General features: G+C 41.3%; 11 protein-coding genes. 10 read left to right on the top strand and 1 reads right to left on the bottom strand.

Annotated features, from left to right (window positions below):
* Nucleotides 1-24 precede the first annotated feature (24 nt).
* From NST05_RS08115 to NST05_RS08080, 8 genes are all read left to right on the top strand, one after another.
* Nucleotides 25-528, top strand: coding sequence for a dihydrofolate reductase (locus NST05_RS08115; protein WP_084828583.1), 504 nt, complete (start codon nucleotides 25-27; stop codon nucleotides 526-528).
* Between the two features lie 4 nt (nucleotides 529-532).
* A complete protein-coding gene (locus NST05_RS08110) occupies nucleotides 533-703 on the top strand; it encodes a hypothetical protein (protein WP_002886174.1) in 171 nt (56 codons plus the stop codon).
* A gap of 17 nt (nucleotides 704-720) precedes the next feature.
* Nucleotides 721-1947 (top strand): ATP-dependent Clp protease ATP-binding subunit ClpX, encoded by a 1227-nt coding sequence (clpX, locus tag NST05_RS08105; protein WP_084828584.1) that lies wholly within the window; start codon nucleotides 721-723, stop codon nucleotides 1945-1947.
* 9 nt (nucleotides 1948-1956) lie between these two features.
* On the top strand, nucleotides 1957-2556 hold the full coding sequence (gene yihA, locus NST05_RS08100) for a ribosome biogenesis GTP-binding protein YihA/YsxC (protein ID WP_002950154.1): 600 nt from the start codon (nucleotides 1957-1959) through the stop codon (nucleotides 2554-2556).
* 129 nt (nucleotides 2557-2685) lie between these two features.
* Nucleotides 2686-4062, top strand: a complete 1377-nt coding sequence (locus tag NST05_RS08095; RefSeq protein WP_100273543.1) for an amino acid permease — start codon at nucleotides 2686-2688, stop codon at nucleotides 4060-4062.
* Between the two features lie 11 nt (nucleotides 4063-4073).
* Nucleotides 4074-5024 (top strand): homocysteine S-methyltransferase, encoded by a 951-nt coding sequence (gene mmuM / locus NST05_RS08090; RefSeq protein WP_084828586.1) that lies wholly within the window; start codon nucleotides 4074-4076, stop codon nucleotides 5022-5024.
* 112 nt (nucleotides 5025-5136) lie between these two features.
* Nucleotides 5137-5391: a DUF1912 family protein gene (locus NST05_RS08085; protein ID WP_002950164.1), complete on the top strand. Its 255-nt coding sequence runs from the start codon at nucleotides 5137-5139 to the stop codon at nucleotides 5389-5391.
* Between the two features lie 71 nt (nucleotides 5392-5462).
* Complete coding sequence (locus NST05_RS08080; RefSeq protein ID WP_084828587.1) at nucleotides 5463-5822, top strand: helix-hairpin-helix domain-containing protein; 360 nt, start codon at nucleotides 5463-5465, stop codon at nucleotides 5820-5822.
* A gap of 117 nt (nucleotides 5823-5939) precedes the next feature.
* Here the strand turns inward: NST05_RS08080 and plsY are convergent, their stop codons facing one another.
* Nucleotides 5940-6581, bottom strand: coding sequence for a glycerol-3-phosphate 1-O-acyltransferase PlsY (plsY, locus tag NST05_RS08075; protein ID WP_084828588.1), 642 nt, complete (start codon nucleotides 6579-6581; stop codon nucleotides 5940-5942).
* Nucleotides 6582-6718: 137 nt separating this feature from the next.
* Here plsY and parE point away from each other — a divergent pair, with 137 nt between their 5' ends.
* Nucleotides 6719-8668, top strand: coding sequence for a DNA topoisomerase IV subunit B (parE, locus tag NST05_RS08070; RefSeq protein ID WP_084828589.1), 1950 nt, complete (start codon nucleotides 6719-6721; stop codon nucleotides 8666-8668).
* Nucleotides 8669-9303: 635 nt separating this feature from the next.
* On the top strand, nucleotides 9304-11760 hold the full coding sequence (parC, locus tag NST05_RS08065; protein ID WP_084828590.1) for a DNA topoisomerase IV subunit A: 2457 nt from the start codon (nucleotides 9304-9306) through the stop codon (nucleotides 11758-11760).
* Nucleotides 11761-11905 lie beyond the last annotated feature (145 nt).

Here is an 11905-nt window from a genome sequence, read left to right as displayed (position 1 = left end):
AACTTATAAAGAAAAGGAAATACCGTGTCTAAACAAATCATTGCTATTTGGGCGGAAGCTCGTAACCATGTTATTGGGAAGAATCACACCATGCCGTGGCACTTGCCTGCTGAACTGGCACATTTCAAGAAAACGACCATGGGTTCAGCAATTCTTATGGGACGTGTGACCTTTGATGGCATGAACCGTCGTTGCCTCCCAGGACGTGAAACCTTAATTCTAACACGAGACAAGGACTTCGACTGTGAGGAAGTAACGACCGTTACGAGTGTTGAGGAAGCTCTAGCTTGGTTTGAACAGCAAGATAAGGATCTCTATATTGCTGGTGGTGCTAGTGTCTACAAGGCTTTTGATGGACATTATGATATGCTTATCAAAACAACTATTGAGGCTGATTTAGAGGGAGACACATATTTTCCACAACTAGATACGACGGCATTTAAAGAGGTATCGCGTGACCGCGTGCCCAAGAATGAAAAAAATGCCTATGAGTTTAGTATAAGTCGCTATGAAAAAGAAGGGGACTAGGTTCATGCAACGTAGTGTTTTTGGATTATTTACTGCATTATTGGGAGTGCTTTGTGTGCTTTCCGCAATTCCTGCCTTTCGTAAGAAACGTTATGGGTTAGCAGTTTTTCTCTTTTTAAATGCTTTTACTAACCTTGTCAATACTATTCATGCCTTCTATGGCACCCTATTTTAGAAAAGAGTGAGGAATAAATGGCTGGAAATCGTAATGAAGAGATGGTTTATTGTTCATTTTGTGGCAAAAACCAAGAAGAAGTGAAGAAAATTATCGCCGGTAATGGCGTCTTTATCTGTAACGAATGTGTGGCCTTGTCACAAGAAATCATTCGTGAGGAAACGGCTGAAGAAGTTTTAGCTGACTTGGCTGAAACGCCAAAGCCAAAAGAACTTTTAGATATTTTGAACAACTATGTCGTGGGGCAAGATCGTGTCAAACGCGCCTTGGCAGTAGCTGTTTACAACCACTATAAACGTATCAACTTCACAGAAAGTCGTGAAGATCATGATGTGGACTTGCAAAAATCAAATATTCTCATGATTGGACCAACAGGGTCAGGGAAAACTTACTTAGCTCAGACTTTGGCTCGTAGTTTGAATGTTCCTTTCGCGATTGCGGATGCGACATCATTGACAGAGGCAGGTTATGTGGGTGAGGATGTGGAAAACATCCTCCTCAAACTAATCCAAGCGGCAGACTTTAATATTGAACGTGCGGAACGTGGGATTATCTACGTGGACGAGATTGATAAGATTGCCAAAAAAGGTGAGAATGTTTCAATCACTCGTGATGTTTCAGGTGAAGGGGTTCAACAAGCTCTCTTGAAGATTATTGAGGGAACAGTGGCTAGCGTTCCACCTCAAGGTGGTCGTAAACACCCTAATCAAGAGATGATTCAAATTGATACTAAGAATATTCTCTTTATCGTGGGTGGTGCTTTTGATGGTATCGAAGATATCGTTAAGCAACGTCTTGGTGAGAAAATCATTGGGTTTGGTCAAAATAATAAAGCAATTGATGACGAATCATCATACATGAAAGAAATTGTGGCTGAAGATATCCAAAAATTTGGACTTATCCCTGAATTTATCGGACGTTTGCCAGTTCTTGCGGCCCTTGAACAGTTAACGGTTGACGACTTGGTGCGTATTTTGACAGAGCCTAGGAATGCCTTGGTGAAGCAGTATCAAACCCTCTTGTCTTATGATGGGGTTGAACTTGAGTTTGACCAGGATGCCCTTGAGGCTATTGCAAGTAAGGCAATTGAACGTAAGACTGGTGCGCGTGGGCTTCGCTCTATCATTGAAGAAGTCATGATGGATGTTATGTTTGAAATCCCTAGTCAGGAAGATGTCACTAAGGTTCGTATCACCAAAGAAGCTGTTGATGGGAAAGCTGCTCCAGTATTGGAAACAGCATAAGGAGGACCTATGACTGAAGAACAAGTCCTAAATACGCACAATGCTGAGATTTTACTCAGTGCGGCAAATAAGAGTCACTACCCACAAGATGACCTACCTGAAGTTGCCCTAGCAGGACGATCGAATGTTGGTAAGTCAAGCTTTATCAATACACTTCTTGGTCGTAAAAATCTAGCACGTACTTCTGGTAAACCAGGAAAAACACAATTGCTCAATTTCTATAATATTGACGACAAGTTACGCTTTGTGGATGTTCCAGGTTATGGTTATGCCCGTGTTTCCAAAAAAGAACGTGCTAAATGGGGGAAAATGATTGAGGAGTACCTTGTGACTCGAGATAATCTTCGTGTCGTTGTTAGCTTGGTTGACCTCCGACATGAGCCAACTCAGGACGATATTCAAATGTATGAATTTCTAAAGTATTATGAAATTCCAGTTATTGTTGTAGCGACTAAGGCTGATAAGATTCCTCGTGGAAAATGGAACAAGCACGAATCGATCATTAAGAAAAAACTCAATTTCGACAAAAATGACCATTTCATCGTTTTTTCATCTGTCACACGTGATGGCTATGACGAGGCATGGGATACTATTTTGGCAGAATTGTAAGAAAAGCTCGGTGAAATCCGAGTTTTTTTCTTGTGATAGTTTTTCTCTATCTCTTTGATAGTTTCAACCTATTATCCAAAGATCTTTTATTGTGATAAGCTTGTTTTATTACATCTATTGGAGGAATCTATGGAAAAACATAATTATGAAAATGAGGGTCAGTTTCAACGGAAGATGACCTCACGCCACCTCTTTATGCTCTCGCTGGGTGGTGTTATCGGCACTGGTCTTTTCTTGAGCTCGGGCTATACGATTGCACAAGCAGGTCCCCTTGGTGCTATCCTCTCTTATCTTGTGGGAGCTGTTGTCGTTTACTTGGTTATGCTTTCGTTGGGGGAGTTAGCAGTAGCTATGCCAGTAACGGGATCCTTTCACACCTATGCCACTAAGTTTATCAGTCCTGGAACAGGTTTTACTGTAGCCTGGCTTTATTGGATTTGTTGGACGGTTGCCTTGGGGACAGAATTCCTAGGTGCGGCCATGCTGATGCAACGCTGGTTTCCGTCAGTTCCGGCTTGGATTTTTGCAACCTTCTTTGCCTTAGTAATTTTGGGGATTAATGCTTTGAGTGTGAGATCTTTTGCGGAAGCAGAATCCGTCTTCTCGTCAATCAAAGTCATCGCCATCTTGGTTTTCATCATACTAGGTCTAGGAGCTATGTTTGGTTTGGTGCGTTTTGAAGGTCACCATGAAGCTATTATGTTTAAGCATTTGACGGCCAATGGTCTCTTTCCCAATGGAGGTCTTGCCATTGTGTCAGTTATGTTGGCGGTTAATTATGCCTTTTCGGGAACAGAATTAATCGGTATTGCAGCTGGTGAAACAGATAATCCCAAAGAGGCTGTTCCACGTGCTATTAAAACAACCATTGGACGTTTGGTTATCTTCTTCGTCTTGACTATTGTGGTATTGGCTTCGCTTCTTCCAATGAAAGAAGCAGGGGTATCCTCAGCCCCTTTCGTTGATGTCTTTGACAAGATGGGGATTCCAGTTGCGGCAGACATTATGAATTTTGTTATCCTGACAGCTATTCTTTCGGCTGGGAATTCGGGGCTCTATGCTTCAAGCCGTATGCTTTGGTCTTTGGCCAATGAGGGAATGCTCAATAAAAAACTAGTGACAATCAATAAGCATGGCGTTCCAATGACAGCCCTTTTGATTTCCATGGCTGGGGCAGTTTTATCGCTCTTCTCAAGTATCTATGCAGCGGATACGGTTTATCTAGCTCTAGTATCAATTGCTGGTTTTGCAGTTGTTGTTGTTTGGCTTTCTATTCCTATGGCACAGATTAATTTCCGAAAACAGTGGAAGCTAGAACATTCCGAAGACGAACTGGACTATAAGACACCGTTTAATCCAATCCTCCCTTATATCACAATTGTTCTGTTGGCTATTTCTGTGCTTGGGATTGCTTGGGATAGTTCACAACGTGCGGGACTCTATTTCGGTATTCCTTTCATGATTTTCTGTTACCTTTATCACTACCTTTGCTTTAACAAATGGTAAGGAGGAGTTTTATGGCAACATTTAAAGATTATTTGGAAAATAATTCTCCCCTCATTCTTCATGGGGCTCTAGGAACAGAGATGGAAGCCCTGGGGTATGATATTTCAGGTAAGCTCTGGTCAGCTAAGTACCTTCTTGAGAAGTCAGAAGTTATTCAAGAACTTCACGAAACTTATGTGGCTGCTGGGGCTGACTTGATTACCACGTCATCTTATCAGGCGACCTTACCTGGATTGGTAGAGGCAGGACTTACCGAGAAAGCAGCGGAGCAGATTATTGCCCTGACGGTCCGGTTAGCAAAGGCTGCACGTGATAAGGTATGGGGAGCATTAGATGAGACTGAGAAAGCAAAACGACCATATCCTTTGATTTCTGGAGATGTTGGTCCGTACGCGGCTTATTTGGCTAATGGTTCTGAGTATAGTGGTGATTATGGTCAAATTACTATCAAGGAGCTTAAGGATTTTCATCGCCCTAGGATTCAAATTCTCCTAGATCAAGGTGTGGATTTGTTGGCTTTGGAAACCATTCCAAATCGTTTGGAAACACAAGCCTTGATTGAACTTCTAGCTGAAGAGCTTCCAGAAGCAGAAGCTTATATGAGTTTTACAGTCCAGATTCCAGATGCTATCAGTGATGGGACTTCTCTAGCTGAAATGGCCAAGCTTGTTTCTCAGTCAAATCAAATCTTGGCTGTAGGCATCAACTGTAGTTCACCTCTTCTGTATAACCAGGCTCTAGCTTTTCTTAAGAATGCTGGCAAGGCGCTCATTACTTATCCCAATTCAGGTGAAGTTTATGATGGCGACAGTCAGACTTGGAAACCCAAAGATAAAGACGCTTTAACCCTAGTTGAACATAGCAAGTATTGGCATGCTCATTTTGGCGTGAAAATTTTGGGTGGTTGCTGTCGAACACGTCCAAATGACATTAAAGCCTTATATCAAGAATTTAGAACCTAGTCAAATTTCTAATTATTTGTTATAATAAGAAATTGTAAGGCTATTAGCTCTACACACTATTAGTAGAAAATGAAGCCAGCATTAAGCTGGTTTTTAAAATGAAGAGGAAAACATGACCTACGAACAAGAATTTCTAAAAGACTTTGAGGAATGGGTTGTTACCCAAGTTAAAGTAAACGAAACGGCTTTGGCTGCTAGCAAGAAAATCTGGGAAGAAGATGGCGATGAGCGTGCACGTGATGCAAGTTTCCGTTATGAGGCTAAATTAGATGCCTACAATTTCCTAATTGGTAAGTTTACCAATTATCGTGCGGGTAAAGGTTTCCATGATATGCCAGATGGCCTGTTCGGAGAACGTCACTATTAATAGAGAATGAAAAAAATGACAACCGTGCTTTATAAGAAAAAGTCGTTTGTCAAAATAGGAGAAAACTAGACATGGCTAAAGTAAAAAATAAAAAGAAAGCTTTTAAACACCGTTTGAAAAAACAAGGACTTTTCAATAATCTTAAAGCCCCTGTTCCACCGGTGCCACCAGTAGCACCACAACCTCTTGCTGAATCTAAGACAGTTGCTAAGGAAGAAGTGGTAACTACAGATCTTAGTCTTGAATCCTTTGCAGAAGTTCCAGAAGTTGACGGTCTTCGTTCGAACCTTGTAGAGACCCTCTACAATGAAGGTTTGACGTCAGTAGCGGCTTTTGCTACTGTGACTGAAGAAGAAGTCCTAGCGCTCAAGGGGGTAGGACCTGCGACAGTTAAAAAATTAAAAGAAAATGGTGTCAGCTTTAAAGCTTAAGCCTAAAAAGATCCGAGGTAGAGACTTTGGATCTTTATTATTTGTTTTGAGGCCGTCAGTTGGTTAGCAGAACAAGAAAACCACTAGCTTGGCTAGTGGTCAATAGTAATAAATTATTTATTTCTTTGGATTTTGTTTAGTTAAATTAAGTCCAAAGGGGACCAGGTTTTCTCGATGGTTACGGATACGAGCTATATTTTCAGTGTGACGGAAAATAATCACTAAAACTATGATGATAAGAACAGCACTAAAGATTGGGTCATAGCCATCTAGCAAGAAGTGGATGGCTGGAAAAGTAGCCAAGGTGATCAGTCCAACAACTGCAGCAGTGATACTTGAAAATGAAATCATGCTGGTTAAATAGAGCGTTAAAGCAAAGACCAGGAGTAGGAAGACAAAGTAGAGGGGAACAAAACCAAGAAGCACCCCAGCACTTGTCGCAACGGCTTTTCCACCCTTAAATCCCGTAAAGAATGGAAAAATATGCCCGATAATTGCAAAGAAACCAATGATTAGGGGTGACACTTCCGTGATACCCAGCCAAATAGGTAAGAGCACTGCCAAAGTTCCTTTAAGCATGTCCACTAAGAAAGTGATTGTGCCAGCAGTCTTACCAAGAACACGGAAGGTATTGGTTGTTCCAGTATTTCCAGATCCATGCTCTCGAAGATTAGTGTGAAAGAAAACTTTTCCAATCCAGAGACCAGTCTGAATGGAACCTAGCAAGTAGGCGATAAGGATTAATAATAAGATTTTCATGAGATAATTATAGCATACAGCCTAGTAATTGACAAAGCTAGTCAGCATAAAGATACCCTGTGAGCTTTCTCAATTTCCTTTGCAAATTCTTTTGAAAACTTATAAAATAATAAGGATGAAAATTTTGGAGGTCACTCTTGGCTAAAAAAGAAATAAATGTAAATAATTATAATGATGATGCCATTCAGGTACTGGAAGGGTTAGATGCTGTTCGCAAACGCCCAGGGATGTACATTGGCTCAACAGATGGGACAGGTCTTCATCACTTGGTTTGGGAGATTGTCGACAATGCGGTCGATGAAGCTCTCTCAGGCTTTGGTGATGTCATTGCTGTCACCTTAAATAAGGATGGTTCTGTTTCCGTTTCTGACTCTGGACGTGGGATGCCGACAGGTATGCATGCCATGGGTAAACCAACGGTAGAAGTTATTTTCACAGTCCTCCACGCAGGTGGTAAATTTGGACAAGGTGGTTATAAGACTTCTGGTGGTCTTCACGGTGTAGGATCATCAGTTGTAAATGCACTTTCTAGCTGGCTTGAGGTAGAGATTACCCGTGATGGTAGTGTTTATCGCCAGCGTTTTGAAAATGGTGGTCACCCTGTTACAGGGCTCGAAAAGATTGGCAAGGCACCTAAGTCTAAGACAGGGACAAAAGTAACCTTCATGCCTGATGCTAGCATCTTTTCAACGACAGACTTCAAATTTAATACTATCTCAGAGCGTCTCAAAGAATCAGCCTTCCTTCTTAAGAATGTTACCATGACATTGACAGACTTGCGTGGTGAAGAAGAAGTACGCGAAGAATTCCATTATGAAAATGGAGTCCAAGACTTTGTGTCTTACTTGAATGAAGACAAGGAAACGCTGACGCCAGTCATCTATATTGATGGAGATCAGCAAGATTTTCACTTGGAATTAGCCCTTCAGTACAATGATGGTTACTCTGATAATATCCTTTCCTTTGTTAATAATGTCCGAACTAAGGACGGAGGTACTCACGAGACGGGCTTCAAATCTGCTATTACCAAGGCCTTTAACGATTATGCACGTAAGACTGGCTTACTCAAAGAAAAGGATAAGAACCTTGAAGGGTCGGATTACCGTGAGGGCTTGTCAGCGGTTATCTCGCTCTTAGTTCCTGAAGAGCACCTTCAGTTTGAGGGGCAAACCAAGGATAAGTTGGGGTCACCACTTGCTCGCCCTATTGTTGATGGTATTGTTTCAGAGTATCTGACTTATTTCCTTATGGAAAATGGAGATCTGGCTTCTAACTTGGTGCGTAAGGCCATCAAGGCCCGTGATGCCCGTGAAGCTGCCAGAAAAGCTCGTGATGCTAGCCGAAATGGAAAGAAAAATAAAAAAGACAAGGGACTCTTGTCAGGGAAACTGACGCCAGCCCAGTCTAAAAATGCCAAGAAAAATGAGCTCTATCTGGTCGAAGGGGACTCTGCTGGTGGATCAGCCAAACAAGGCCGTGATCGTAAATTCCAGGCAATTCTGCCCTTACGAGGTAAGGTCCTAAATACAGAGAAAGCCAAAATGGCAGATATTCTCAAAAATGAAGAAATCAATACCATGATTTACACTATTGGTGCAGGTGTTGGAGCTGATTTTAACCTTGACGATATCAACTATGACAAGATTATCATCATGACCGATGCTGATACCGATGGAGCTCACATCCAGACCTTGTTGCTTACTTTCTTCTATCGTTATATGCGTCCATTGGTTGAAACAGGGCACGTTTATATTGCTTTGCCCCCTCTTTATAAGATGTCTAAAGGTAAAGGCAAGAAGGAAGTTGTCGAATATGCTTGGACCGATGGGGAACTTGAAGAACTTCGTCAAAAGTTTGGTAGAGGTGCGCTTCTCCAACGTTACAAAGGACTTGGTGAAATGAATGCTGACCAGCTTTGGGAAACAACCATGAATCCAGAGACCAGAACGCTTATCCAAGTGACTATTGACGATTTAGCGCGTGCCGAACGCCGCGTCTCAGTGCTAATGGGAGATAAGGCAGCTCCTCGCCGTCAATGGATTGAGGATAATGTTAAATTTACCTTGGAAGAAACGACAGCGTTTTAAGGAGTGTGAATAATGGATCTATACTTAGGTTTTCTTTTATTAGTTTTTTGTCCTCAATTTTTCTTGTAATCATCATGAATCGTCGACAAATTAGACTTTTAGGATTGTATACACCGATAGTATTTCGTCTATGCATACTTAAGGTAATTGAATCTAAATTTGGAGACCCTGAAAGTTTTTTAGAGGTAAGGCTTCTCATGATGATTTTACAGGTAAGTATGATTGGCTAAAAAGATGGAGTTTGCCTACAATCATAAAGAGAATGAGAGATGACGGCTTATGCTGAGGAGGAACTCTCTAATCACTGATTCAATAATCTATTTTAAACACTTTAAACTACAGAAAGGATTGTTCGGTTACTTGCAGTAACTAAATTCCTTTTTCTATAGAAAACCACTCAACATTCTTTGAAAGGAGTTGAACACGCCCTAAATACTGTGTGAAAATTCCTTCTCCACCATTTAACAACGTATTTTAAACTTTACAGAAAGGGTCGTTTGGTTACTGAATGTAACTGAACACGGGACTAATTTCTTAGGAAAAGTAGATAAATCGCCTTGGCTTCATCAACCTTGCATCGGTTTCCTATTTTTCTACAGAGATTTTCGGCAAGCCGAATCGTCCCTTTGTATCTTATGTCTAACATTCAAAACATGTCCCTTGAGGACATCATGGGAGAGCGTTTTGGACGCTACTCCAAATACATCATTCAGGAGCGTGCGCTTCCTGACATTCGTGACGGTCTGAAACCCGTTCAACGTCGTATTCTTTATTCCATGAATAAGGATGGCAATACCTATGACAAAGGCTATCGTAAATCGGCTAAGTCTGTTGGTAACATCATGGGTAATTTCCACCCACATGGTGATAGCTCTATTTACGATGCCATGGTGCGTATGTCCCAGGACTGGAAGAATCGTGAAATCCTAGTTGAGATGCACGGTAACAATGGTTCTATGGACGGTGATCCACCAGCGGCTATGCGTTATACCGAGGCACGCTTGTCAGAGATTGCTGGGTACCTTCTTCAAGATATCGATAAAAACACTGTTCCTTGGGCTTGGAACTTTGATGATACAGAGAAGGAACCAACCGTTTTACCTGCAGCCTTTCCAAACCTTTTGGTCAATGGTGCGACAGGGATTTCTGCTGGTTATGCTACAGACATTCCGCCACATAATCTGGCAGAAGTCATCGATGCCGTTGTTTATATGATTGACCATCCATCTGCTAAACTGGATAAGTTGATGGAATTCTTGCCTGGACCAGATTTCCCGACAGGTGCTATTATTCAGGGGAAAGATGAGATTCGTAAGGCTTACGAAACTGGTAAGGGCCGAGTAGTCGTGCGTTCGCGTACTGAAATTGAACAACTCAAAGGTGGCAAGAAACAGATTATTGTTACTGAAATTCCTTACGATGTTAATAAGGCAGTTCTTGTTAAAAAAATTGATGATATTCGAGTCAATAACAAGGTTCCAGGCATTGCAGAAGTTCGTGATGAGTCTGACCGTTCAGGCTTGCGTATTGCTATCGAACTTAAGAAGGATGCTGACAGCCAAACCATTCTTAACTACCTTTTGAAATATACGGATCTGCAGGTCAACTACAATTTCAATATGGTGGCTATTGATCATTTCACCCCACGTCAAGTGGGCTTACAAAAGATTTTGTCTAGCTACATTGCTCACCGTCGCGATATTATCGTTGCTCGTTCAAAATTTGATAAGGAAAAGGCTGAAAAACGCCTTCATATTGTTGAAGGGTTGATTCGTGTTATCTCAATTTTGGATGAGGTTATTTCCCTTATCAGAGCTTCTGAAAATAAGGCAGATGCCAAGGAAAATCTTAAAGTCAGCTATGATTTTTCAGAAGAACAAGCCGAAGCTATCGTGACCTTGCAACTTTATCGTTTAACAAATACGGATATCGTCGCTCTCCAAAATGAGGAAGCCAATTTACGTGAACAGATTGCGACCTTGGCTGCCATCATTGGTGATGAGCGTACCATGTTTAATGTCATGAAACGTGAACTTCGTGATATTAAGAAGAAATTTGGAAATGACCGTCGTTCAGAGTTGCAAGCAGAAACCAAGACTATTGAAATTGATACCGCAAGTCTGATTGTTGAAGAAGAAACCTATGTCAGCATCACTCGTGGTGGTTATGTCAAACGTACTAGCCCACGATCTTTCAATGCTTCGATGATTGAAGAAGTTGGAAAACGTGATGATGATGATTTGATTCTGGTTCAGCAGGCTAAGACGACACAGCATCTCTTGATTTTTACCAATCAGGCCAATGTGATTTATCGTCCAATACATGAGTTACCAGATATTCGTTGGAAGGATCTAGGAGAGCATTTATCACAAACTATAACTAATTTTTCAAAAGATGAAAAAGTGCTTTATGCAGAAATCCTGGATGATTTTGAAACTGGTACTTACCTGGCAACCACTAAGCTTGGTCAAATTAAACGTTTCGAACGTAAGGAATTTACGCCATGGCGTACCTATAAGTCTAAGTCAGTTAAATATGGTAAACTCAAGGATGAAAGTGATATGATTGTCACAGTAACTCCAATTCAATTGGATGATATCATGATTATCACTCAAAAAGGATATGCCCTTCGTTTCAATGCGGATGAAGTTCCAGTGGTTGGTGCTAAGGCAGTAGGTGTTAAGGCAATCAATCTTAAGGATGACGACAAGGTTCAAGCCGTTTTTGTGGCAAATACGCAAAGTTTCTACTTACTTACACAACGAGCTAGTCTCAAACGTGTGGCGACGTCCGATATTCCACGGGCTAAGCGAGCTGGTCGAGGTCTCCAGGTTCTTCGTGATCTTAAGACCAAGCCTCACCGTGTCTTCACAGCTGGTCCAGTCTTTACAGAAAATGCTGGAGCTGAGATAGATCTTCTAGCAACACCAGTAGAAGAGACTCCTCAGATCTTGTTTGTAATAGCTACGACAGGTGAAACTGCAGAGGTTGATTTATCACTTCTTAATCTGTCAGAGCGTACTAGCAATGGAAGTTTCATTGAAGGACTAGCAGATAAGGAAGTCTTCTCAGCCAAAATTCTTAAAAAATAGAGTTAAGAAAGCTTTGTTCTCTTACTAGAGGACAGAGTTTTTTCTTTGGCTGACAAAATAACTCTTATAAAATAATTGTCAGAATTTTGCAAAATAACATTGAAATTTTCAATGAAAAGGACTATACTAGAGAGCACATAGTAAC

The sequence above is a fragment of the Streptococcus sp. FSL E2-3494 genome, from assembly GCF_038007085.1.
In the GTDB taxonomy this organism is placed as follows: Bacteria; Bacillota; Bacilli; order Lactobacillales; family Streptococcaceae; genus Streptococcus; species Streptococcus thermophilus.
Note: the sequence above shows the minus strand (reverse complement) of the source record. Positions and strands in the feature narration are given on the sequence as shown.

Coding starts and splice junctions, on each gene's coding strand:
- NST05_RS08110 (WP_002886174.1), top strand. CDS start 533: ATGCAACGTAGTGTTTTTGGATTATTTACTGCATTATTGGGAGTGCTT.
- clpX (WP_084828584.1), top strand. CDS start 721: ATGGCTGGAAATCGTAATGAAGAGATGGTTTATTGTTCATTTTGTGGC.
- yihA (WP_002950154.1), top strand. CDS start 1,957: ATGACTGAAGAACAAGTCCTAAATACGCACAATGCTGAGATTTTACTC.
- NST05_RS08095 (WP_100273543.1), top strand. CDS start 2,686: ATGGAAAAACATAATTATGAAAATGAGGGTCAGTTTCAACGGAAGATG.
- mmuM (WP_084828586.1), top strand. CDS start 4,074: ATGGCAACATTTAAAGATTATTTGGAAAATAATTCTCCCCTCATTCTT.
- NST05_RS08085 (WP_002950164.1), top strand. CDS start 5,137: ATGACCTACGAACAAGAATTTCTAAAAGACTTTGAGGAATGGGTTGTT.
- NST05_RS08080 (WP_084828587.1), top strand. CDS start 5,463: ATGGCTAAAGTAAAAAATAAAAAGAAAGCTTTTAAACACCGTTTGAAA.
- plsY (WP_084828588.1), bottom strand. CDS start 6,581: ATGAAAATCTTATTATTAATCCTTATCGCCTACTTGCTAGGTTCCATT.
- parC (WP_084828590.1), top strand. CDS start 9,304: ATGTCTAACATTCAAAACATGTCCCTTGAGGACATCATGGGAGAGCGT.